Annotated in this window: 24 protein-coding genes; 9 read left to right on the forward strand and 15 right to left on the reverse strand. The window is 66.3% G+C overall.

Annotated features, from left to right (window positions below; all coding sequences use genetic code 11):
- Positions 1-64: 64 nt before the first annotated feature.
- From C1A30_RS27685 to C1A30_RS27745, 13 genes are read right to left on the reverse strand one after another with little or no spacing between them, the layout of a single operon-like run.
- Positions 65-820 (reverse strand): amino acid ABC transporter ATP-binding protein, encoded by a 756-nt coding sequence (locus C1A30_RS27685; RefSeq protein WP_101951470.1) that lies wholly within the window; start codon positions 818-820, stop codon positions 65-67.
- The gene (locus C1A30_RS27690; RefSeq protein WP_101951471.1) at positions 817-2,292 is read right to left on the reverse strand and encodes an ABC transporter permease subunit; all 1,476 of its coding nucleotides are present in this window, start codon (positions 2,290-2,292) and stop codon (positions 817-819) included. The genes C1A30_RS27685 and C1A30_RS27690 overlap by 4 nt, the downstream gene beginning before the upstream one ends.
- A 44-nt stretch (positions 2,293-2,336) precedes the next feature.
- The gene (gluQRS, locus tag C1A30_RS27695) at positions 2,337-3,215 is read right to left on the reverse strand and encodes a tRNA glutamyl-Q(34) synthetase GluQRS (RefSeq protein ID WP_101951472.1); all 879 of its coding nucleotides are present in this window, start codon (positions 3,213-3,215) and stop codon (positions 2,337-2,339) included.
- A 4-nt stretch (positions 3,216-3,219) separates the two neighbouring features.
- Positions 3,220-4,002, reverse strand: a complete 783-nt coding sequence (locus C1A30_RS27700) for a GntR family transcriptional regulator (protein ID WP_101951473.1) — start codon at positions 4,000-4,002, stop codon at positions 3,220-3,222.
- Positions 4,003-4,048: 46 nt separating this feature from the next.
- Positions 4,049-4,828 carry a 3-oxoacyl-ACP reductase FabG gene (gene fabG, locus C1A30_RS27705; RefSeq protein ID WP_101951474.1) on the reverse strand — a complete coding sequence of 260 codons (780 nt, stop codon included), beginning with the start codon at positions 4,826-4,828 and terminating at the stop codon, positions 4,049-4,051.
- Between the two features lie 13 nt (positions 4,829-4,841).
- The gene (locus tag C1A30_RS27710) at positions 4,842-5,843 is read right to left on the reverse strand and encodes a phosphotransferase enzyme family protein (protein WP_101951475.1); all 1,002 of its coding nucleotides are present in this window, start codon (positions 5,841-5,843) and stop codon (positions 4,842-4,844) included.
- A complete protein-coding gene (locus tag C1A30_RS27715) occupies positions 5,843-6,496 on the reverse strand; it encodes a microcompartment protein (RefSeq protein WP_067796702.1) in 654 nt (217 codons plus the stop codon). Before C1A30_RS27715 ends, C1A30_RS27710 begins: the two co-directional genes overlap by 1 nt.
- Before the next feature lie 6 nt (positions 6,497-6,502).
- Positions 6,503-6,784: a BMC domain-containing protein gene (locus C1A30_RS27720; RefSeq protein WP_101951476.1), complete on the reverse strand. Its 282-nt coding sequence runs from the start codon at positions 6,782-6,784 to the stop codon at positions 6,503-6,505.
- Between the two features lie 22 nt (positions 6,785-6,806).
- Positions 6,807-7,058 (reverse strand): EutN/CcmL family microcompartment protein, encoded by a 252-nt coding sequence (locus C1A30_RS27725; RefSeq protein WP_101951477.1) that lies wholly within the window; start codon positions 7,056-7,058, stop codon positions 6,807-6,809.
- Positions 7,055-7,510 carry a hypothetical protein gene (locus C1A30_RS27730; RefSeq protein WP_101951478.1) on the reverse strand — a complete coding sequence of 152 codons (456 nt, stop codon included), beginning with the start codon at positions 7,508-7,510 and terminating at the stop codon, positions 7,055-7,057. Before C1A30_RS27730 ends, C1A30_RS27725 begins: the two co-directional genes overlap by 4 nt.
- Positions 7,507-8,112, reverse strand: a complete 606-nt coding sequence (locus C1A30_RS27735) for a BMC domain-containing protein (RefSeq protein WP_101951479.1) — start codon at positions 8,110-8,112, stop codon at positions 7,507-7,509. The genes C1A30_RS27730 and C1A30_RS27735 overlap by 4 nt, the downstream gene beginning before the upstream one ends.
- Positions 8,113-8,115: 3 nt before the next feature.
- Positions 8,116-9,654 carry an aldehyde dehydrogenase family protein gene (locus C1A30_RS27740; RefSeq protein ID WP_101951480.1) on the reverse strand — a complete coding sequence of 513 codons (1,539 nt, stop codon included), beginning with the start codon at positions 9,652-9,654 and terminating at the stop codon, positions 8,116-8,118.
- On the reverse strand, positions 9,651-10,931 hold the full coding sequence (locus C1A30_RS27745; protein WP_101951481.1) for an aspartate aminotransferase family protein: 1,281 nt from the start codon (positions 10,929-10,931) through the stop codon (positions 9,651-9,653). The genes C1A30_RS27740 and C1A30_RS27745 overlap by 4 nt, the downstream gene beginning before the upstream one ends.
- 172 nt (positions 10,932-11,103) lie before the next feature.
- Here C1A30_RS27745 and C1A30_RS27750 point away from each other — a divergent pair, with 172 nt between their 5' ends.
- From C1A30_RS27750 to C1A30_RS27765, 4 genes are read left to right on the forward strand one after another with little or no spacing between them, the layout of a single operon-like run.
- A complete protein-coding gene (locus tag C1A30_RS27750) occupies positions 11,104-12,642 on the forward strand; it encodes an APC family permease (RefSeq protein WP_101951482.1) in 1,539 nt (512 codons plus the stop codon).
- Between the two features lie 44 nt (positions 12,643-12,686).
- Positions 12,687-14,906 (forward strand): propanediol/glycerol family dehydratase large subunit, encoded by a 2,220-nt coding sequence (locus C1A30_RS27755; protein WP_101952923.1) that lies wholly within the window; start codon positions 12,687-12,689, stop codon positions 14,904-14,906.
- Positions 14,903-15,238 (forward strand): diol dehydratase small subunit, encoded by a 336-nt coding sequence (locus tag C1A30_RS27760; protein ID WP_067796727.1) that lies wholly within the window; start codon positions 14,903-14,905, stop codon positions 15,236-15,238. The genes C1A30_RS27755 and C1A30_RS27760 overlap by 4 nt, the downstream gene beginning before the upstream one ends.
- A 44-nt stretch (positions 15,239-15,282) precedes the next feature.
- Positions 15,283-16,932 carry a diol dehydratase reactivase ATPase-like domain-containing protein gene (locus tag C1A30_RS27765; protein ID WP_101952924.1) on the forward strand — a complete coding sequence of 550 codons (1,650 nt, stop codon included), beginning with the start codon at positions 15,283-15,285 and terminating at the stop codon, positions 16,930-16,932.
- Here C1A30_RS27765 and C1A30_RS27770 read toward each other — a convergent pair.
- Together C1A30_RS27770 and C1A30_RS27775 are read right to left on the reverse strand one after the other, a co-directional pair.
- Entirely contained in the window at positions 16,929-17,294 is a 366-nt protein-coding gene (locus tag C1A30_RS27770) for a hypothetical protein (RefSeq protein WP_067796732.1), read from the reverse strand. The genes C1A30_RS27765 and C1A30_RS27770 overlap by 4 nt on opposite strands.
- A gap of 29 nt (positions 17,295-17,323) precedes the next feature.
- On the reverse strand, positions 17,324-18,625 hold the full coding sequence (locus tag C1A30_RS27775; RefSeq protein WP_101951483.1) for an aspartate aminotransferase family protein: 1,302 nt from the start codon (positions 18,623-18,625) through the stop codon (positions 17,324-17,326).
- Between the two features lie 136 nt (positions 18,626-18,761).
- On the opposite strand from C1A30_RS27775, the gene C1A30_RS27780 reads away from it, so the two are divergent.
- The 5 genes from C1A30_RS27780 to gvpJ all read left to right on the forward strand — a co-directional run bounded on the left by C1A30_RS27780 (position 18,762) and on the right by gvpJ (position 21,663).
- Entirely contained in the window at positions 18,762-18,971 is a 210-nt protein-coding gene (locus C1A30_RS27780; protein WP_101951484.1) for a hypothetical protein, read from the forward strand.
- Position 18,972: 1 nt separating this feature from the next.
- A complete protein-coding gene (locus tag C1A30_RS27785; protein ID WP_101951485.1) occupies positions 18,973-19,221 on the forward strand; it encodes a hypothetical protein in 249 nt (82 codons plus the stop codon).
- Between the two features lie 314 nt (positions 19,222-19,535).
- Entirely contained in the window at positions 19,536-20,267 is a 732-nt protein-coding gene (locus C1A30_RS35690; RefSeq protein WP_160112804.1) for a hypothetical protein, read from the forward strand.
- Positions 20,268-20,272: 5 nt separating this feature from the next.
- Complete coding sequence (locus C1A30_RS27795; protein ID WP_101951486.1) at positions 20,273-21,256, forward strand: SRPBCC family protein; 984 nt, start codon at positions 20,273-20,275, stop codon at positions 21,254-21,256.
- Positions 21,253-21,663 carry a gas vesicle protein GvpJ gene (gvpJ, locus tag C1A30_RS27800; RefSeq protein WP_101951487.1) on the forward strand — a complete coding sequence of 137 codons (411 nt, stop codon included), beginning with the start codon at positions 21,253-21,255 and terminating at the stop codon, positions 21,661-21,663. Before C1A30_RS27795 ends, gvpJ begins: the two co-directional genes overlap by 4 nt.

Here is a 21,663-nt window from a genome sequence, read left to right on the forward strand (position 1 = left end):
GACCGCGTTTGTCCATACGATCACGGCGTGTCGGCGCACAAACACGGTCGCTCACGGGAAGGAGCTACAGCGGGTTGAGGATTCGGTCGAGGAACTGGCGGGTGCGCTCCTCTTTCGGGTTGCCGATCACCTCGGCAGGCGGGCCCTGCTCCAGAATCACGCCGCGGTCGGTGAACAGCACCTGATCGGAAACCTGCTTGGCGAACTGGATTTCGTGCGTGACGATCACCAACGTCCACCCTTCGACGGCCAGATCCCTGATCACCGACAGCACCTCGCCGACCAGTTCGGGGTCCAATGCCGACGTCGGCTCGTCGAACAGCACCACTTTCGGTTTCATCGCCAGCGCCCGTGCGATCCCGACGCGCTGCTGCTGGCCACCTGAGAGCTGATACGGATACTGGTCGCGCTTCTCGACGAGGCCGACCTGACCGAGCAACTCCAGCGCTTCGGCCTCGGCCTGTTCCTTCGGCCGCTTCTGCACGAAGACGGGTCCCTCGGTGATGTTCTGCAGCACCGTCTTGTGCGGAAACAGGTTGTGCGACTGGAACACAAAGCCACTCTGCGCGCGATAGCGGCGCAAGTCGTCCTTGGCTACCGGTTTGGAGAAGTCCAACTCGACTTCGCCCACGCGGATCACCCCGGCGTCGGGCACATCGAGCGCATTGAGCGCCCGCAGCAGAGTCGTTTTACCCGAACCCGACGGCCCGATGATCGTCGTCGCCGAGCCCTGCGGAACGGTGAACGAAACACCCTTGAGCACTTCGTTGTCTCCGAAGGCCTTGTGCACACCCTCGGCCACCACACGGTTCTCCGTCATCGCGCCACATACCTTTCCAACCGACGTTCAATGCGACCCTGACCGAAGGAGAGCGCCAGGCAGATCACCCAGTAGTACACCGCCGCCGTGCCGTACAACGCGAAGAACTCGAACGTCGGCGCGGCGATGATCTGGGCCTGCCGCAGCAACTCGGTGACCAGGATGGTCGACGCCAGCGACGTGTCCTTGACCAGTGAGATCAACGTATTCGACAGCGGCGGCACCGCCACCCGGGTGGCCTGCGGTAAGACGATGCGCCGCAGTGTCCCAACATAATTCAGGCCGATCGTCTCGGCGGCCTCCCACTGGCCCTTCGGAATGCTCTGGATCGCCGAACGGATGATCTCGGCCGCGTAGCCGCCGACGTTCAACGAGAACGCGATCACGGCGGCCGGGAACGGATCGATCTTGACCCCCAACTCCGGCAGCGCGTAGAACACGATGAAAAGCTGTACCAGCAACGGGGTTCCGCGAATGACGGAGATGTAGAACCGTGCCACGTTGGTCAGCACCAGATTCGACGACAGCCGGGCCAGTGCCACCGCCAATGCGATCACCAGCCCGATCACGAAGCTGATCACCGTCAACGGAACGGTCTTGGTGATCGCCGCCTTGGCCAGTGGCCCGAGGCTGTCGAGGACCAAGTCCCACGTCGACTTCGGCTCAGCTTGGCCCTGTGTCGCTGCCGGCGCTCCAGATGCGTTGGCTTTCAGATACTTCTGCGAGATGTCGGCCAGCGTCCCGTCGGCGCGCAGTTCGTCGAGGGCCTTGTTGAGGTCGGGCAGCAACCCGCTGTTCTTGCGCGCGGCGAACCCCTGTTCGCTTTTCTCGCCGACGTTTCCGGCGATCTTGACGGTCTTGTCGCCCGTCTCGGCCAGATAGGCGTACACCGCGATGCTGTCGTTGACCACGACGTCGACCCGGCCCTGGTTGAGCAGCTTGATCGCCTGGGTGAACCCCTCGACCGCCTCGACCCGCGCCCCGGCCTTACGGGCCACGTCCGACCAGTTACTCGTGGCGTTCTCCGCGGCGACCTTACCCTTGAGATCCGCGAGCGAGGAGATCGAATTGTCGTCGGCGCGGGTGACGATGACGCCTTCGCCGACGGAATACGGCTCGGACAGGTCGTATTTGGCCTTGCGTTCGTCGTTGATCGTGACCTCGTTGGCGACCACGTCGAATCGGTTGGCCTCCAGCGCCGCGAAGATCGAATCCCATGGAGTCTCGACGAATTCGACCCTGACGCCGAGTTTGTCGGCTACTGCGCGGGCGACGTCCACGTCGTAGCCGACCAGTTGACCGGTGGCGGGGTCGTGGTAGCTGAACGGTGAGTACACGCCTTCCGTGCCCACCCGCAGCACGCCCGCCGACTTGACCGGGTTCTCGCCGTTGCCCGCCTGCGAACCGCATGCGCTGAGCACCAAAGCACTGAGCAGCAACACGGCCACGACGGCTCTTCGTAGATTGCGCACTGGCGGACGCTAGCAAGTCGCGCAGCGTTCACCAAGGTTTCTGCTCAAGCGGGCCGATATATCCACGGCTCGCGGGGCGGCACGGCAGGCGCGAACTCGACAAGCATGTCGGCCACGGTGTTTGCGGTGTAGCCGAGCGACTCCGCGATCTGCGTCAGCGCCCGCTGCACCCCGATCTCGGCCAGCGTCACCGCGCCGTCGCGTTTGGCCAACCGTGCGCCGTCCTCGTTGAGCACCAGAGCGACGTGCGCGTATGTCGGCTCCGGATAGCCGAGCAGGTTGGCCAGGTAGGCCTGCCGCGGCGAGGACGGCAGCAGGTCGTCGCCGCGCACCACCTGGTCGACGCCCTGCGCAGCGTCGTCGACCACCACCGCGAGGTTGTACGCGGCGACACCGTCACCGCGGCGCACCACGAAGTCGTCGACGATTCCGGTGTACTCGCCGTGCAGCACGTCGTGCACCGTGTGCACGAAGGTGTCGGTACGCAATCGCAGCGCCGGTGGCCGTCCCGTCTCGCGGCGCCGGACCTCCCGCTCGGCATCGGTCAAGTCCCGGCAGGTACCGGGATAGGCCCCCTGCGGCGCGTGCGGCGCTCGCGGCGCCTGTGCGATATCCCTTCTGGTGCAATAGCATTCATAGAGCAATCCGCGGCGGGCGAGGTCGTCGACCACCGCGTCGTAGCGTTGCGGATGCCCGCTCTGCCACTCGGGCGGCTCGTCCCACGTCAGTCCCAGTGCCGCCAGGTCGTCGAGTTGGCGGTTGGCGATATCGGTGTGGGTGCGGTCGTCGAGGTCCTCGATGCGCATCAGGAACCGACGCCCGGTCGAGCGCGCGAACAGCCACGCCAACACTGCCGTGCGCAGATTGCCGATGTGCAGATCAGCCGACGGGCTTGGCGCGAAGCGGCCTGCTCCAGGTGCCATGCCGTCAGCTTGCCTTGGTCCGCGCTTCCTGCTTCTGAAGGGTCACCGATGCGGTGCCGGCACCTGACTGCACGCCCCCGCCGTGGCCCTGCACGGTGACCGCCAACCGGGTGCGGTCGCCGCGGAACAGGTCGCGGGAGTATTCGCACGGTGTGTCGTGCTGGTCGTAGGTGATCCGGGTGATCAGCAACAGCGCCGATTTCGGTTTGATGCCGAGCAGCGAGGCCTCCGCCTGCGTGGCGTTGACCGCTTCGATGCGCTCCTCGGCGCGCGCCGTCACCAGACCGTAGTGGGATTCCAGCACTTCGTAGATCGAGCCGCCGAGTTGTTGTTCGAGCAAGCCGGGGAACGCGTCGGCGGGAAACTGCGCGAGTTCCAGCGAGATCGGTGAGCCGTCGGCGAGTCGGACCCGCTGGATTTCGACGACGAAAGCGCCTGCGCCGACGCGCAGCGCCTTCTGTGTGGTTCGGTCCGGCGAGGTGATCCGCGTCGAGATCACCCGTGTGCCTGCGACATAACCCTGATTGGCGAGGAAGGCGGGCACTCCGACGACGTCCGACAGGCTGCGCTGCACCTGTGCGTGGCTGATGAAGATGCCGCCCGACCGGCCGATGGCCCGGTGCACCAGGCCGGCCTCCTCCAGCGCCGCGAGCACTTGGCGCAGGCTCGAGCGGCTGGTCTTGTAGTGCTCGGCCAACTCGCGTTCGCTGCCGAGCTTGGCGCCCGGCTCACCCGCATTGATGTCGGCGACGATGCGGCGCCGCAGATCCTCGCTTGGCGTCGGCACCGGTAATCCTTCCGCTGATTTGGTCTAACCAATTCTAGCGGACGAGCTACGCCTCAGCGAGCGCCTGACTCGATTCGGGAAGTATCTGACCACCATCCACCACCAGCGTCTGACCCGTGATGTAGCCCGCTTCGTCGGTGGCGAAGAACAGCGCGGCATTACCGATGTCAGCGACGCTGCCCAACCGCGCCGCAGGGATCGAAGCGGCCATTTGGTCCATGTATTCCTGGCCCATTTCGATCAGGCCCTCGGTGATGATGTTGCCCGGCAGCACCGCGTTGATGGTGATCTGCTTGGGCGCGAGTTCCATCGCCGCGGTCCGCAAAAAACCCAACTGGGCGGCCTTGCTCGCCCCGTAGTGTGACCAGCCGGGGTAGCCGGTGATCGGACCGGTGATCGACGATGTGATGACGACGCGGCCGTGTCCGCTGGCGGTCAGGGCGCCCAGCGCGGCCTGGATGATGAAGACGGTGCCCTTGAAGTTCACCGACAATACCTCGTCGATGTCCTCCGGCGTCAGGTCCTCCAGCTTGCCCGACGGGAAGATGCCCGCGTTGGCGCAGACGATGTCCACACCCCCGAACTGTTCGACGGCGGTGTCCACTGCGCGGCGGCAGTCTTCGGGTTTCGTCACGTCGACCGCCAGCGCGCTCACTCGACCGGGCTGGTCGGCAAGTGCTGCCACCGCCGCGTCGAGGTCAGCCTGGCTGCGCGCCGTCAGCAGCACGTTGACGCCTGCGGCGGCGAAGGTTTCGGCGATGCCGCGGCCGATTCCCTTACTTGCGCCGGTGACGATGGCCGACCGGCCGTCGAGCGAGGTGAACATCTGTCTCCTTACGTCAGGCCAGGCGGCGGCCGTGTGAACTGAGATAGCGCTCGGCCAGCACGCAGCTGCCGTGCGCGTAATTGATTGCCTTGGTGCGGGATTCCTTGGAATGGCTATGCGTGCCCATCCACGCCAGCAGCATCAGCCTGCGCAGAAACACGAACGACGACAACATGTCCTCGTCGTCGGGGGCGAGCGGCCTGCGGCTGCGGTAGCCCGCGATCCAGGAGTCCTGCCATTCTGGCAACGCGGGATCGTCTTCGATGAACGACACTGCGGTGCCGAAATCGTAGAAGAACCAACCGAATCCGCAGTCGTCGAAGTCGATGACCGTGATGGTAGAGCCGTCGACGAGGAGGTTGGCCAGCCGCAGGTCGGCGTGGATCAGCCCGCACCGGTCCGGCCCCGAGCCGTACTGTCCGAGCCGCTCGCGCAACAGCTGCTCGGCACGGCTCAACAGCCGGTGCTCGGCGTCGCCCACCCCGTCGGCATCCTGCCATCGTCCCCAACGGCCCTCGGCACCAAGGCTGTGCGCCCAGTCCCAGGAGAACCGGCTGAACGCGGCGGGACGCTGCCACGCGTGCGAATGCTCGTGTAACGCCGCGGTGATCTGCCCAAGGGTGAAAAAGTCGCCGACGGTCACCGTCTGCTCGTCGGGCTCGGCACCCGCGACCATGGCGAAATGCACGACATGGCGGTCTGTTCCGTTGACGTTGACACTCACCACGCGCCTGCCGTCGGTGGCGGGCAGCACCGCAGGCACAGTGATGTCGCTGTCGCGCCGCAGCGCCTCGAGCCAGTCGAGCTCCGATTCGATCTGGTGCGGCAGGTGGTAGTTCTCGCGGTGCACCCGCAGGATCGACCGCTCCCCGGTGGTGGTGTCTTCGACCGCGTACGTGGCGTTCTCGGACAGGTTCAGCAGTTGCAACGTGGAGTTCTGCGCAAGCCCGTACTCGGCGAGCGCGCGTTCTGCGACGGCGCGATCGTCGGCGATCACGCCATTGGAGTTCACCATCAGTGGTCGCGTCCCTCGATTCCGGCCAGCACCGCCGAGATCCGGTCCCTCGCCGCGGTGACGTCCTTGGTGCTGCCGCCGATGTACAGCCTGCCGGCAGCTCCGATCATTTGTACGTCGACGATAGTGAGCTCCGGCGCGGCGCGCTCGGCTTCGTTGGCGGCGACGGCGGCGAACAGCGCCGGGGTCATCTCGTACACCAGCAGCGCCTGCCCCGGCAGGATCATCGACGCCTGGCGGTTGCGGTTGAGGATCACCGCGTGCTGATCGGTGATGTCCTCGATGATGTCGTGGAACAGCACCTGCGGGCGCAGCTGGTCGGCGGCCCGCGCGCCGGTGCCCTGCAGGATCGCCTCGCCGGCGCGGCGTACCTCGGCCAGGTCGGCGGAGTGCACCTCCAGGACGCCGAATTGCCGCTCGACGTAGAGGATCCCCACCTGCACACCGGGCACATCGCGCAGGGCGAGGTCGATCACCCGCTCGATCGCCAGCGCCGGTGACACCTCGACGATCAGCGCGTGCTCACCTTCGTACGGCGGGTATCCCCTGGCGCGCGTCGGTGTGCCCAGGTAGGCGGCGAACTGCCGCTGCAGGTCCTCGACGAGGAGGTAGACGCGGATGTCGGTGCGCGCCGGGGTTGTCGTCGCGGCCATGACGAACTACTGCGCGGCGACGGCGAAATGAGCACCCAGTTCGTTGTGTGGGCGCGGGATCACGTGCACGCTGATCAGTTCGCCGACCTGTGCGGCCGATTCGGCGCCCGCCTCGGTGGCGGCCTTCACGGCGCCCACCTCACCGGTGACGATGACGGCGACCAGTCCGTCGCCGACCTGCTGCCGGTCGGTGATGGTGACGTTCGCCGCCTTGACCATGGCATCGGCAGCGGCCAGCGCTGCGACGTATCCCTTGGTCTCGATCATTCCAATCGCGTTGCTGGGCATGGTGTTTCTCCTTGTTCACTCGTTACTTCTGGATCTGTGGGTCGATGGACCCGATGATGAGTGCGTCGACCGGAGGCGGGGTGCCGGTGAACCAATTCGAGGCGACCGACCCCTGGGCGACCAGCACACGCTCGCCCACCCCGCTGCCGAGGACGTCGAACGCGATCAAGCGCGAAGCCGACCCGTCGGTCTCGACCTCGAGGAACGCGCCCGCGGGCAGTCCCTCGATGCGACGCGTGGACCAGACCTGGCCGGTGACCTTTCCTGTAATCACTTCCGCTCCTTCTGAATCGAGACGCCCAGCACGCGCGCCTTCTCCCGGGCCAGCGGAGTGAGCACCGCCTTGGGTCCGAGGACCAGGGCGCCGCCGGACGCGGCGATGTCGACGATCTGACGCTCGGTCACGGCGCCCCGTTCGATCCGGTGCGCCGCAGCCTGTGCACCCGACGAGGCGCCCGCCAGGCGGAAGCTCAACCGGCCGTGGCGCAGGTCGGCGCGCGTCTTCGGATTCTCGAACAGCCGAAGCAGGTGCCGTACGAACGCGTCGAGGTCGGCGTCGGTGCCGATGCGCACGGTGTCGACACGCGACTTCTCGTCGGCGGCCAGCGGACCGGTCGGCGCAAACCCGTTGTGGCTGGGCGTCGTTGGTGGCGGGACCAGGTCCGCGACCGCGTCGCGCACCACCTCCCGGACCAGGGCGCGCAGGTCGGCACCTTCCAGTGTCACGTGGCGCTCCGTGCCAGTGCATCCTGTGCGGCGTCGGCGGCCTGCCGGACGTCGGCTTCGGTGCCCGCCAGATAGACCCGGCCGGTCGCGCCGATCATCCGGTAGTCGACGACCTTGATCTCGGCGGCCTTCTCGGCCTCGTTGGTGGCCAGGATCGCGTACGACGCGGGCTGCACCTCGAGCACGAACAGCGACTCGCCCGGCAGCACCATCGACCCGATCTTGTTGCGGTTGATCAGGAATGCGTGCTGCTGGTCGACGCTGGAGATGATCCGTGCGGCCAGGATGGTGGGCCGGACCGCGGAGCCGGCGTCCTTGCCGAGTTCCTGCAGCGCCGCATCGGCTGCGGCCTTGACGGCGCCGGTTTCACCGTGGAACTCGAGATAGCCGAATTGCCGCTCCACCACCAGGACTCCGGCTTTCACGTCGGCGTGTTTGAGGGCGACGTCGGTGACACCCTCGATGTCCAATCCCGGTGCCACCTCGATGATCTGGGCCGCGACATCGGCTCGCGGCAGAGCGCCCTTGATCCAGGTGCCCAGGTACGACATCGTCTGCGGCTGCAGGCGGTCGATGAAGATAAAGGAACGTAGTTCAGCCACGGCTCACCTCTTGATGAGTTGTGCGAGTTCTTCGACAACGAGTTGACGTAGTTCAGCCCGCAGCGCGTCCAGGCTGGGTTCGGACGGCCTGCCATTACGACGCGGCTGAGGTTCAGTGGGCAGGTCGCGGTCGTTGGAGGCGCGCGGGTAGGCAGGCACCTGGCCCGCCGGCGCACGCCACGGGGTGATCCCCGCGAAGTTCGGCATGTTCGCTCCGGCGTCGCTGGGGTAGGCGATCCGGGTCCAGTTCATCAGGTTGTGCGGCTGCAGGTTCTCGCCGAGCCCGCTGCGCCCGACGAACCCGGTGCCGAGCGTCATGGACGGTGCCAGGTTGGTGTCCAATCCGGAGCTGCCGGTGCTGTTGCCGACATTCACCGAGACCCGCAACACCGGCACCTGTGTCGCGAATTCGGTTATCACCGTCGGGTTTTCGCTGTGGATGGCGGCCGAGTGCCCGGCACCGCCGATCCGCGCCACGGCCCGCGCCGCCCGGATGCCGCGGTCGGTGTCGGCGACCGTCGTCATGCCGAGCACCGGGGACAGCTTCTCGTGGGTGAATGGTTCCTCGCCGAGAACGCGATCGAACGGCGCGATCAACACGCGGGTTTTCGGGGTAACGCGGATGCCCGCCTGTCCGGCGATCCAGGCCGCGTCCCGGCCGACAACATCGGTGTTGAGGTGCCCGAACGGGTACATGAACTCGCGCAACCGCTGCGCGTCGGCGGGATCGAGGATGTGCGCCCCGGTGCGGGTGAGCGCCGAACGCAGTTTGTCGGCGATGGCCTCCTCGGCGATGAGCACGGATTCGTTGGTGCACAACACCGAGTTGTCGAACGCCTTGCTGTCGACGATCCGGCGGGCCGCGGCGGTGACGTCCGCGCTGGCGTCGACGAAGACCGGGACGTTGCCCGGTCCGACGCCGAGCGCCGGATTGCCCGACGAATACGCGGCCCGGACGACTCCGGTTCCGCCGGTCGCGACGATGACATCGGTGCGTTCGTCGGCCATCAACGCCTCGGCCAACGGGATGGAGGGCTCCGCCACCACCTGCACGATGCCGTCGGGTGCGCCCGCCCTGACGGCGGCCTCGGCAAGTATCCGGGCGGCCTCGGCCGAACACTGCTTGGCCCGCGGATGCGGCGCGACCACGACCGCGTTGCGGGTCATCAGCGCGAGAATGACGTTGAAGTACACGGTGGCAACAGGATTGGTCGTCGGCGTGATGGCCAGCACCACCCCGGCAGGGCGCGGTATCTCGACGATCTTGCGTGCGGTGTCGATACGCGGGGTGATCAGATCCTCGCCGCGGTAGTGCTCGACGATGCCCCGTGAACACGCGCGGTTCTTGATCACCTTGTGCGCGACGACGCCCATCTCCGTCTCGGCTACGGCGGCCTCCGCCAACCGATCGGCCTCGGCGTAACCCGCGTCGGCGACGGCGGTGACGATCGCGGCGACCGCGGCCTGGTCGTAGTCGGCGTATGCGCGGGCCGCCCAGCGGGCGCGTTCGAGCAGATGGCCGGCATGCGCAATCGTGGTCACGGCTCCCGCCTCTCCGTCACGGCCTTGCGGGCGCAGCGCACGGCGACGTCGAGTCGGTCGAGCACGTCCTCGCACAGGTCGCGGCCCAGCAGAATGCCCGGTTTGAACTGCAGCACACGGGGATCCAGCGTCGAGAAGATCGCCCAGACCCCGTTCTCGTAGAGCTCCCGCATCACGAACTTGGCGCCCTCGGGGTGGTCGAACTCCAAGCCGATCACCACACCGTTCTGCCGGATCCCGACGAACCAGTCGGGGTTGTCGGCCTGGATGCGGCGCAGTCCCGCGGCGAACAGGTCGGCGATGTAGTGCACCATCGACCGGACCTCGGGCCTGCTGGTGATCTCCAGGGTCTTGACGCCCGCGACACACCCGAGTTCCGCGCCGCCGAACGTCGAGATGTGGGCGAACCCGTCCTCGTCGAGCCATCGCGCCGCACGGTCGCTGAGCATCGCCGCCGTGATCGGGTACATGCCGCCGGACAGTCCCTTGCCGGTGACGATGATGTCCGGCTCGATGCCGTGTTTGGTGATGGCCCACATCTCGCCGGTTCGCATCAACCCGGTCTGCACCTCGTCGGCGATGTAGAGCGCGCCGTGCGCCTCGGTCAGGTCCTTGACCGCCTCGAGGTATCCCGGTGGGGGCAGCGGGAATCCGTATGTGGCGGGGATGGTCTCCATGATGACCGCGGCGACGTCGTTGCCGGACAGGGCCTGCGCCATCGCGTCGGTGTCGCCGAACGGCACCTGGATGAACAGCTCGGGTTGGTCGGACAGGAAGATCTTGGCGAACCGGTCGTCGCCGGTGGCCACGGCCAATCCGGTGTGGCCGTGGTAGGCCTTGACGATCGACACGATCTTGCGGCGTTTGGTGGCATGCCGTGCGCTCTTGATCGCGATGTCGATGGCCTCGCCGCCGCCGGATCCGAACGCCACCTTGGTGATCGACGCGGGCGCCGATGCCACCAACCGCTGCGCCAACGCGGTCCGCGCCACCGCGGGGAAGTGGTGGTTGCCGACATCGAAGTACTCGGTGGCCTCGGTAATCGCTTGTACGACTTCGGGATTGCGGTGGCCGAGGTTGTAGGTGCCGCCGTTGAGGTGCATGTCGATCAGCCGACGGCCGCTCATGTCCCACAGGTAGTAGCCGTCGCGGCGGTCGATCACCAGGTCGACGCCTTCGTCGATCCAGAACTGCGTCTTGCCCGGATTCCAGAACTGCTTGGCCTGGTCCAAGACCTGGGCCTTGGAGTCGAACGAGAACGCGCCGTAGTCGTACATGCGGCTCCTCCCCGGAGTTGAGGCAGCCCCCACCATAAAAAGGATGGACCATTTATGTCAATGGTTCGACAGGGTCTTGCCAAACGCTAATTGGTAGTGCCAAACTCCTAGGGTTCGCGTTGTGGCGTGGGCCACACCGAATTGTCCGTCGACCGCTCGGAAGGCTGTCCATATGACCGACCAGGTAGTAGTCCGCGACGAAAACGAGAAAACAAACGGGGTTCAGCGGCTGAAACCGAACGCCGTCGGGATCGTCGGCGTGATGTTCATGGCGGTGGCCACGGCCGCGCCCATCACCGCAATGGTCGGCAACGTCCCGATCGCCGTGGGTTTCGGAAATGGTTCGCACGCGCCCGCGGGTTACCTCGTCGCGACCATTGTCCTTTCGCTGTTCGCCATCGGCTACGCCACCATGGCCAAACACCTCACCGCGACCGGCGCGTTCTACGGATACATCGCCCACGGGTTGGGCCGCATCGTCGGCATGGCCAGCGGCGTGTTGATCACGATGGCCTACGTCGTCTTCGAAGGCTCACTGATCGGGATCTTCTCGTTCTTCTTCCAGAACCTGATGCAGTCCCTGTTCGGCGTGCACATTCACTGGATCCTCCCGGCCCTGCTCATGCTGGTGCTGAACTCGGTGCTGGCGTTCTACGACATCAACATCGCCGCCAAGGTGCTCGGCGTGTTCCTGATCACCGAGATCGTCATGCTGTCACTGGGTGCGCTGGCGGTGTTGGTCCACGGTGGCGGGCCCGACGGCTTTGCGGCCAGCCAGACCATCAACCCCGTTGGGGCGTTCCAGGGCGCGTCGGGTGTCGTCGGCGCCAGCGCGGGCCTCGGGTTGTTCTTCGCGTTCTGGTCCTGGGTGGGCTTCGAGTCGACCGCGATGTACGGCGAGGAGTCGCGCAACCCGAAGAAGATCATCCCGATCGCCACCATCGCCAGCGTCGTCGGCATCGGCCTGTTCTACGTGTTCGTCTCGTGGATGGCGGTGGCGGGCACCGGTCCGCAGCACGCGATCGACCTGGCGCAGGACGCCAACACCGCAGGCGACATCTTCTTCGGCCCGGTCCGCCAGTACTACGGCGAGTGGGCTGTGACGATGTTCAACATCCTGTTGTGCACAGGCTCCTTCGCCTGCGGCATGGCGTTTCACAACTGCGCTTCGCGCTACCTGTATGCGCTGGGCCGCGAAGGTCTTTCGTCGCGCCTGCAGAAGACGCTGGGTGCGACACACGCCAAGCACGGGTCACCGCACATCGCGTCGTTCGTGCAGACCGGTGTGACGCTGGTGATCATCCTGGCGTTCCTGGCCGCAGGCAAGGATCCGTACGTGCACATGTACACGCTGCTGGCGATCCTCGGCACGATGGCGATCCTGATCGTGCAGGCGTTGTGCGCGTTCGCCGTGATCAGCTACTTCCACCTGCGCAAGAACCACCCGGTCAGCAAGCACTGGTTCCGGACCTTGATTTCGCCATTGCTCGGTGGCATCGGCATGCTGTGCGTCGTGGGTCTGCTGTGGCAGCACAAGGAGGCGGCGGCAGGTGATGCGGCAGGCACGCTGCTGTTCAAGATGACCCCCTGGATCGTGGTCGGGTTGTTCGTCTTCGGCGCCGCACTGGCGATCTACTTCAAGTACCGTGATCCTCGTCGCTTTGAGCTGATCGGCCGGATCGTCTACGACGAGACGGAAGTTCGCGAGTAGGAGATCCGGCTGCTGTGGGCGTGAGTGATTCCGAACTCAAACGGATGCGCGTCCTCGACGCGAAACCGGTGAATCTGGACGGGTTTTCGGTTGCCAACCCGGAGCTCGGACTGGTCGCCATGCGCAGTCCGTACGACCCCGAGCCGTCGCTGGTGGTCCGCGACGGCGTGGTCGTCGAGTTGGACGGCAAGCAGGCGCGGGATTTCGACGTCATCGACGAGTTCATCGCGCACTACGGGCTGGATCTCGACGCGGCCGCAGAGGCGATGGCGCTCGACGATGCGGTGCTGGCCCGGATGACGGTCGACATCAACGTGCCGCGGGCCGAGGTGGTGCGGTTGATCGGCGGCACCACACCCGCCAAGCTGGCGCGGGTCGTCGCGCTGCTCAGCCCCGTCGAGATGCAGATGGCGATGAGCAAGATGCGCGCCAGAAGGACGCCGAGCAATCAGGCGCATGTGACGAACCAACTGGACGATCCACTGCTTATCGCCGCCGACGCGGCCAGCGCCGTCGCGTACGGCTTCCGCGAGGTCGAGACGACGGTGCCGGTGCTCGGCGACGCCCCGTCCAACGCGGTGGCGTTGCTCATCGGCAGCCAGGTGGGCATACCAGGGGCGATGGCGCAGTGTTCCATCGAAGAGGCGCTGGAGTTGAGGCTGGGGCTGCGCGGCCTGACCAGTTACGCCGAGACCATCTCCATCTACGGCACCGAGCAGGTGTTCGTCGACGGCGACGACACCCCGTTCTCGAAGGCGTTGCTGACCTCCGCCTACGCATCCCGGGGACTGAAGATGCGGGTCACCAGCGGCGGCGGTGCCGAGGTGCTGATGGGTGCGGCGGAGAAGTGCTCGATCCTGTACCTGGAGTCGCGGTGTGTTTCGCTGGCGCGCGCGTTGGGGTCGCAAGGTGTGCAGAACGGCGGCATCGACGGTGTCGGCGTGGTGTCGTCGGTGCCCGAAGGCATGAAGGAACTGCTTGCCGAGAACCTGATGGTGATGCTGCGCGACCTGGAGTCCTGCGCGGGCAACGACAATCTGATCTCCGAGTCCGACATCCGGCGAAGCGCACACACGCTGCCCGTCCTGCTCGCCGGTGCCGACTTCATCTTCTCCGGCTTCGGTTCGATTCCGCGCTACGACAACGCGTTCGCATTGTCGAACTTCAACGCCGACGACATGGACGACTTCCTTGTGCTGCAACGTGATTGGGCCGCCGACGGCGGACTGCGCACCGTGCCTGCAGAACACCTCGCGCAAGTCCGCCGGCGCGCGGCGACCGCGGTCCAGGCGGTGTACCGCGACCTCGGACTCGCCGACTACGACGACGCGCGCATCGACGAAGTGGTGGTGGCCAACGATTCTCGTGACCTGTCACCGGGTTACCCGAAGATGGTGGCAGAGGCCGCCGCGGCCATCGAGGCCAAGCAACTGACGGTGTTCGACGTGATCGCATCGCTGAAGCGGACCGGCTTCGACGATGAAGCCGAATCGATCATGCGGCTCACCCGCGAACGACTGCGCGGTGATCAACTGCAGACCTCGGCGATCTTCGACGAGAACTTCCGGGTGCTGTCGAAACTCACCGACCCCAACGACTACGCCGGGCCAGGCACCGGATACGCACCGTCGCCGCAGCGGCGTGCCGAGATCGACGACATCCGGCAGGCGCGCACCGTGCGCGAACTGACCGCCGATCAGGACGAGCACCGCGATCACCTCTCGGTCACCACGGTCGAGCCCGCGCAGCAGGGCAGCGATCCCCGCGAGGTGTGCATCGGCTTGTCGCCCGCGTTCGCCCGCACCGTGTGGCTGACGCTGTGTGGTCTGCCGATCGGCGAGGTGCTGCGCCAGATCGAGGCAGGACTTGAAGAGGAAGGCTGTGTGCCGCGCCTGGTCCGGGTCAGGTCGACGATCGACGTCGGCCTGATCGGACTCACCGCTGCCCGGCTGTCGGGCTCGGGAATCGGAATCGGGCTGCAGGGCAAGGGAACCGCGCTGATCCATCGCCGTGATCTGACGCCGCTGGCCAACCTCGAACTGTTCAGTGTCGCACCGCTTTTGACCGCGAAGATGTACCGCGAACTCGGCAAGAACGCGGGCAGACACGCGAAGGGCATGACACCCATCCCGATTCTCAGCGGCGGCACCGACGAATCGATCTCGGCGCGCTACCAGGCTCGCACCGTCGCGCTCGTGGCGCTGGAGCGCGAGCTGTGTGAACCAGGACAGCCGCCGCTCACGGTGAAGGCGACGCGGAGATGAGTGCCGACAAGTTCACGGTGCAGGCCGCCGTCGACGGCAAACTGCAGCTGTCGGACCTACGGATGGAGCCCGCGACGCTGGCGCACCAGGCCGACGTGGCGAGGGCGGGCGGCAATCCGCAACTGGCCGAGAACTTCCTGCGCGCAGCTGAATTGGCCACCCTCGACGGTGAAGAGGTGATGGGCCTCTACGAGGCGCTGCGCCCACACCGCTCCACGGCCGAGGAACTCGAGTCGTTGCGGGCCTCGCTCGAGGCGCGCGGCGCGGCGCGGTGCGCGGAACTCGTGCGGCACGCCGCTGCGGTGTATGCGCGGCGAGGTCTGCTGCGTTGATCGTCGCCGGAATCGACGTCGGCAACCACACCACCGAGATCGTGATGGCCCGCGTCGGCGACGGCACGGTCGAGACGATCACGCACGGGCAGGCGCCGACACGCGGCCGCAAGGGCTCGCGAGAGTCGCTGGAAGGTGCCGCGGCACTGCTGCACAAGTTGGAAATCGATGCCGGCGTGACGGTCGAACGACTCCTGCTCGCCACCCTGCGCCCGGTGGACACCTCGACAGCGCCGCTGCCCCCTGCCTCGTCGCCGCGTTCGCCGGTACGCAGTCTGCGCAAGCCGGACGCCCGGACCCCGGCGGGGACGGGATCGGCGGTCGGCCGCCACGTCCCGCTCGCCGAACTGACCGGCGAGGGCATCGGCGGGCCGGTGATCGTTTCGGTGGATGCGCTGACCGATTTCGAAGTGGCGGCTGCACAGATCACCGATGCCGTCGGCCGCGGATGGCAGATCATCGGCGTGATCGCCGCGCAGGACGACGCTGTGTTGATCCGCAACCGGATCCCGATCGACGTTCCGGTGGTCGACGAGGTCGACCTCGACGGCCTGGACACCGGTGTGCTGGTGGCGGTGGAGGTGGTCGAACAGGGCCGGGCATACCGGGCCTTGGCTGACCCGATCGCGTTGACGGCCGCATTGCAGTTGACCGACGACGAGATTCACGACGTCGCGGAATTCACAAGGGAATTGGCGGATTCACCGGCTATCGCCGTGACCCGACGTACGCGCGCGTATGTGGCTCCCGCGCCGGACGGCGACTACGTCGACTGCCGGGTCGACGGCGGGGTGACCAGGTACACCCCGTCGCAGGCGCACAGTGTGCTGCGGCTCAGCTCACCGGGGAACGTGGTGGCGGTGCGCATCGCGGCGATCCCGACAGCCGAACAGGGACTGGCGGTCGACGACGCGTTCTTCACCGACCTGTCGTCGGTCGACAACGGTGCGTGGCTGCGCCGTGGTGTCGTCGACGCCCGCGGAACGGTCGTCGCACTCCTTGCCGCCGAACATGTTTCGGACGCGGCGGCGACCCTGACGGAGTTGACCGGAAGGCCCGCCGACACGATCGCCAGCGAACCGGAGGCGTCGGCGTGCGGAGCCCATACGACGCCAGGCCTGCCGCCCGACTCGATCGTGTGCGACATCGGCGGCGGCACCATCGATGTGGTGGGTGCGCACCATACCGTGATCGCGGCGGGCGCAGGTGAGACGATCACCGTCGCGGTGTCCCGGGTGCTCGGTATTCCGCGGGCACTCGCGGAGCGGGTGAAGCGCACACCCGCACTGCGCGTGGAGAATCCGCACATCGCGCACGAGGAGGACGGCCGCCGCATCTTCCTCGACCAGCCGGCCGGCGCCGACGCGATCGGCTGGCTGTGCACCCGCGGAAGCGCCGGTCTGGTCCCGTTCTCCAGCAGGCTGGCGGCTGAGGAGTGGCGAAGTCTGCGGCTGGCCATCAAACAGGAAACGGTGGCCGCCAACATCGCTCGCTGTCTGCGGGCCTTCGACGATCCACCGAGGGCGCTGGTGCTGGCCGGCGGCGGCGCGCTCGACGACGAACTGCTCCGTACGGTGGCCGAATCGCTGCGCACGATTCCGATCGCGGTCGGCAGGGCCGACATCGACGGCAGGCACGGGCCGCGGTACGCGGTGGCCTCAGGCCTGGTGCACCGCTACGCGCAGACCGGCTAGCGCTCCCAGGGCGCCGTTTCGCCCATTTTCTTGTAGTACTTGGCGAGGTGGCTCTTGACCCGGTCCACGTCGTCCTTGGGCAGGTCGACACCGCCGCGGGCACCGTCCATGATCGCCCCCGCCGCCATCACACCGCGCGGCACCACCTCGAGCTTGCCGCCGACCACATCGGCGATCAGCAGCTTGTAGGCGGTGAAATTCGTCTTCTTGTCGTTGTCGTACCAGACGTGCGCGTCTCGGTACTTCTCGTTGGGCTCCTCTTCGGCGCCCGCCCACTTGCGGACCCGCTTCTCTGCGGCGTCACCGTCCCACTCCCGGCCCCGATCAGCGAGCGGGAGGTCCTTGAATGCTGTCACTGACATACCAGACGCGTGCCCGGTCAACCGGGTCGCTAAACCGCCACGGCGGCGGCGAATTCGGTGCAGAACCAGTCGACGTCGGCCTCGGAGAACACCAGCGGCGGACGGATTTTCAGCACATTGCCATCGTGTCCACAGACACTTATCAGCACGTGCCGCTCCCGCATGGCGTTGACCAGCGCTCTGGCGCCCGCCCTGTCCGGTGCCTTGGATTCGGTGTCGGTGACGATCTCCACGCCGATGTACAAGCCGGCGCCGCGCACGTCACCGATACGTGGGTGGTTCGCGGCGATACGTGACAGTTCGGTCCGCATTGTCTGGCCCATGGTCGCGGCGTTGGCCAACAACCCGTCGTCCTCGATCACATCGAGCACCGCGGCCGCGGCGGCGATCGACACGGGATTGCCGCCGAAGGTGTTGAAGTACGGCACCCTCGTCGCGAACGGCCACAGCACGTGGTCGCTGGCCGCCATCGCCGCGACGGGTATCCCGTTGCCCATCGGTTTGGCCATCGTGACGATGTCGGGGACGACGCCGTGCCTGCTGAATCCCCACATCGCGTCGCCTGTGCGCGCGAACCCGGCCTGCACCTCGTCGGCGATGAACACGCCGCCGTGCCGGTGCACGATGTCCACGGCGGGCGCCAACACCGAGGGGTCGGGATAGATGCCGTCGGAGGAGAACATCGAGTCGACGACAAGGCAGCTCAGCCGAATACCGTTGCGGGACAGGTCGTCTGTGGCGGATTCCACTTCGGTGGCGAAACGTTCGGCGGCGTCGGCGCTGCGATAGCTGTCGGGCGGCGATACCGTGCGCACGTGAGGACCCAACGTGGTCGCATCACCGAGCGACGGTGAAATCGCCATCACCGCAGCGGTGTTGCCGTGATACGCGTCGCGGGTCACGATCACCCCCTTCGCCTCGGTGAACATCTCGGCGACCCGCAGCGCGAGATCGTTGACCTCGGATCCGGTGCACGCGTACATCACCTGGCTGACCCCGTTCGGCAGCGTGCGCAACAGCCGCTCGGAATAGTCGACGATCCCGCGGTGCAGATAGCGGCTGTGCGTGTTGAGTGCCGACATCTGACGTGCGACCGCGTCGACCACATGCGGATGACCGTGCCCGACGCTGACCACGTTGTTGTACGCATCGAGGTAGCGCACGCCGTCGGCGTCGAACACGTGGCTGCCCTGCCCACGGACCAGGTGCACCGGCCTGTCGTAGAACAGCCGATTCGCAGGGCCGAGCACCCGCTCACGCGCGGCGATCAACGGGTCCTGATCGTCGCCGCCGCGGTAGGCGTTGGAGTCCATGATGTTCGAGAAGCTCATTGCGCATCAGTGTCGCGTATTCGGTTGAAGAGCGCTGCCGACGATCACAGGAATCGACGGCAGGGTTAATTGAACCGGCGGCCGGGTAGCCCGTCGTTATCTGGTTCTCGATCCTCAGTAGGTAAGGAGGGTCATCGTGGGTGTTCTCAATCGCCTGCTCGGTGTGGTTCTCGGAATTCTCGGTGCGGTCCTCGGCGTCGTCCTCGGCGTGGTCGCGGCGGTGGTGTGGCTGGTGGGCGCTGTCCTGTGCGTGACGGTGCTTCTGATTCCGCTCGGTATCCCGGTGATGAAACTCGGGTCGCGGCTGTTCAGCCTGGCCGGCGACATGATGCACATCGGCGGCTGAAATGCGGCTGCTGCGAGGGCTGCTCGGCGCGCTGCTCTGGATCGTCGCGGCGGTTTTCGGACTGCTCGGCGTGGTCCTGTGCGTGACCGTGATCCTGCTTCCGCTGGGCGTCCCACTACTGGGCCTGGCGCGGCGACTGTTCACCAGGGCCGTGCAATTGATGCTGCCGCGCTCGCTGGCGCATCCCGTCGACGAGATCACGAAGACGGCGAAGAAGAAGGGCCGCAAGCTTCGCAAGCGTGTCGCCTGATGCAATTCTGGCGAATTTTAACGACCGCGTAGCGCAGACGCTTCAGCAGTCTAATTAGCCAAGCGAAGGCAAGCGTGTCGCGATACGGGTGTGACGCACAGCACATACGGACAAGTAGCTACGACGGCTAGTTTGCAAAAACTTACGTGAACGAAGAAACACATATTTACCTGTGGTTTTTGTGCGATTAGGAACCTGCGGGGTGGGGTAGAGCAGGGGTCATACATCGGCTGCGGCCGCGGCGGGATCCAAGGGGGATCCGCAGGTCCGCGCCGGACGTAATGGTCGTGAGAAGGATGGAAGGGAGCGGCATCGTGTCGAACGGAGCAAAGGTCGCGCTCGCCGTAGGGGCGGGCTACCTACTCGGCCGGACGAGGAAAATGCGGATCGCCATGATGTTGGCGGCGGCCGGAGTCACCGGGAAATTCCCGGCCAGGTCGGCCGAACTTCTCGGCCAAGGACTGAAGACTCTCGGTGCCACCGACCAACTGCGCGATCTGACCGACCAGTTGCGTGGTGAGGTGTTGACCGCCGCCAAGGCGGCCGCCGTGGCTGCGGCGACCAACCGTGTAGACGCCCTCAACGATCGACTGCAGGGTGTCGTGCCTACGGAGGAGGTCGGTCGCACAGCGGGTTCGGCCGTCAGCGGCCTGACATCCGGGGTCACGGGACGCGGTCGGCGGCGCCGTGACGACGAATACGACGAAGACAGCTACGACGACGAACCGTTGGACGTCGACGAAGAGGACCTCGAGGACGAGGACGCCGACGACGAAGACAGCTATGACGACGAACCGTTGGACGTCGACGAAGACGACCTCGAGGACGAGGCCGACGAGGACGTCGACGACGAACAAGACGAGGACGCCGATTTCGACGACGAGCCCGAACCTGTCCGCAGGCGGGCGTCGCGGAAGGCGTCGGCGCCGCGTGCGTCAACCCGCCGCAGGAGTGCGGCCGGTGACGGACAGGCATCCAAGGCGCCGACCCGCCGAGGGCGGGCCGCCACGACTACCACGCGTGCTCCGGTGCGCCGAGGCAGGTGATCGAAATGGCCAAGCAGGCAGCAGGTACGCGACAACAGAAGGCGACGCCGAAGTCGTCGTCGAATGGGTCCAGCCCCTTGCAGGATTCGATTCAGCGACTGGCCGGATCGATGACCGACCGGGCAGTGGGCTCGCTTTCCGAGCGGCTCACCGGAGCCTCCGGCCGGCTCAGCGATTTCGCCCAGAACGGCGGTGGCGCTGGGGGTTTGCTCTCCGCGGTAACCGGGGTCGACAGTTTGTCCTCGCCGGTCAAAACGGCCGTGCGCGCGGGTCTCGGCGGTGCGACGGGCAAGGTCAAGGACTCCGTCAAGGGGTTGAAGGACTCGGTTGCCGGCGCGCTCGGAGGCAAAGGCGGCAAGGGCGGCGGCGGCAAGATCAAGGTCACCAACATCGTCGAGGAGATCGACGTCGGGGTTCCGATCGATGTGGCCTACCGGCAGTGGACACAGTTCGCCGAATTCCCGAAGTTCATGAAGAAGGTCGAACAGGTCGAGCAGATCTCTGACGAGAAGCTGCGGTGGAAAGCACAGGTGTTCCTGTCCCACCGGTCATGGGAGTCAACGATCGTCGAACAGGTTCCCAACGACAGGATCGTGTGGAAATCCAAGGGCGACAAGGGATATGTCGACGGTGCGATCACGTTCCACGAGCTGGCACCGGACCTGACCCGCGTTGTGGTCGTGCTCGAATACCACCCCCAGGGCCTCTTCGAGAAAACCGGGAATCTCTGGCGAGCGCAGGGGCGACGAGTCCGGTTGGAACTCAAGCACTTTCAACGCAAGGTAATGACGGACACCGTCTTGCACGCGGACGAACTCGAAGGGTGGCAGGGTGAGATCCGCGACGGCGAGGTTGTCTCCGACGACGAGCAGCCCAAGCGCAGGCCGCAGAAGGCCGCAGCCCGCAGCAAGTCCGGCGAGGCCAAACCGACCCGGTCCAGGTCCCGAACAACGCGACGCGCACCGGCCAGGAAGGCGGCCCGGTCATGACCACGGCAATTCAGCCCGCGGGCGGCGGCGACGTCGGCGGCGGACCGAGTTCGAGCAGCCTGGCCGACGTCATCGACACCATCCTCGACAAGGGCCTGGTCATCGACGCCTATGTCCGGGTTTCGCTGGTCGGCATCGAGATCCTGACCATCGACGCACGCGTCGTGGTCGCCAGCGTCGACACGTATCTGCGGTTCGCCGAAGCGGTGAATCGGCTCGACATCTCAAAGCAGGACTCGAAGGCAGGCCTCACCGATCTGGTCGGCGAGGTGACCGAAGGCGGCGCGAAGCACAAGGCGAAGGGTGCTCTGGAAGCCGCGGGCGAGAAGCTCGGTGACCTTCTCGGCGACGCGAAGGAATCGCAGCGGGAGCGGGCGCCGCGCCGCGCACGCCGGGGGGAGGAGTGA

The sequence above is a fragment of the Mycobacterium sp. 3519A genome, from assembly GCF_900240945.1.
Lineage (GTDB): Bacteria > Actinomycetota > Actinomycetes > Mycobacteriales > Mycobacteriaceae > Mycobacterium.

Bases quoted from the DNA above. Each gene is read 5' to 3' on its own strand.
- C1A30_RS27685 (WP_101951470.1), bottom strand. From the start codon at position 820: ATGACGGAGAACCGTGTGGTGGCCGAGGGTGTGCACAAGGCCTTCGGA.
- gluQRS (WP_101951472.1), bottom strand. From the start codon at position 3,215: ATGGCACCTGGAGCAGGCCGCTTCGCGCCAAGCCCGTCGGCTGATCTG.
- fabG (WP_101951474.1), bottom strand. From the start codon at position 4,828: ATGTTCACCTCGCTCGACGGCCGGTCGGCCATCGTCACCGGCGCAAGT.
- C1A30_RS27710 (WP_101951475.1), bottom strand. From the start codon at position 5,843: ATGGTGAACTCCAATGGCGTGATCGCCGACGATCGCGCCGTCGCAGAA.
- C1A30_RS27715 (WP_067796702.1), bottom strand. From the start codon at position 6,496: ATGGCCGCGACGACAACCCCGGCGCGCACCGACATCCGCGTCTACCTC.
- C1A30_RS27720 (WP_101951476.1), bottom strand. From the start codon at position 6,784: ATGCCCAGCAACGCGATTGGAATGATCGAGACCAAGGGATACGTCGCA.
- C1A30_RS27745 (WP_101951481.1), bottom strand. From the start codon at position 10,931: ATGTACGACTACGGCGCGTTCTCGTTCGACTCCAAGGCCCAGGTCTTG.
- C1A30_RS27750 (WP_101951482.1), top strand. From the start codon at position 11,104: ATGACCGACCAGGTAGTAGTCCGCGACGAAAACGAGAAAACAAACGGG.
- C1A30_RS27755 (WP_101952923.1), top strand. From the start codon at position 12,687: ATGCGCGTCCTCGACGCGAAACCGGTGAATCTGGACGGGTTTTCGGTT.
- C1A30_RS27760 (WP_067796727.1), top strand. From the start codon at position 14,903: ATGAGTGCCGACAAGTTCACGGTGCAGGCCGCCGTCGACGGCAAACTG.
- C1A30_RS27765 (WP_101952924.1), top strand. From the start codon at position 15,283: ATGGCCCGCGTCGGCGACGGCACGGTCGAGACGATCACGCACGGGCAG.
- C1A30_RS27770 (WP_067796732.1), bottom strand. From the start codon at position 17,294: ATGTCAGTGACAGCATTCAAGGACCTCCCGCTCGCTGATCGGGGCCGG.
- C1A30_RS27775 (WP_101951483.1), bottom strand. From the start codon at position 18,625: ATGAGCTTCTCGAACATCATGGACTCCAACGCCTACCGCGGCGGCGAC.
- C1A30_RS27785 (WP_101951485.1), top strand. From the start codon at position 18,973: ATGCGGCTGCTGCGAGGGCTGCTCGGCGCGCTGCTCTGGATCGTCGCG.
- C1A30_RS27795 (WP_101951486.1), top strand. From the start codon at position 20,273: ATGGCCAAGCAGGCAGCAGGTACGCGACAACAGAAGGCGACGCCGAAG.
- gvpJ (WP_101951487.1), top strand. From the start codon at position 21,253: ATGACCACGGCAATTCAGCCCGCGGGCGGCGGCGACGTCGGCGGCGGA.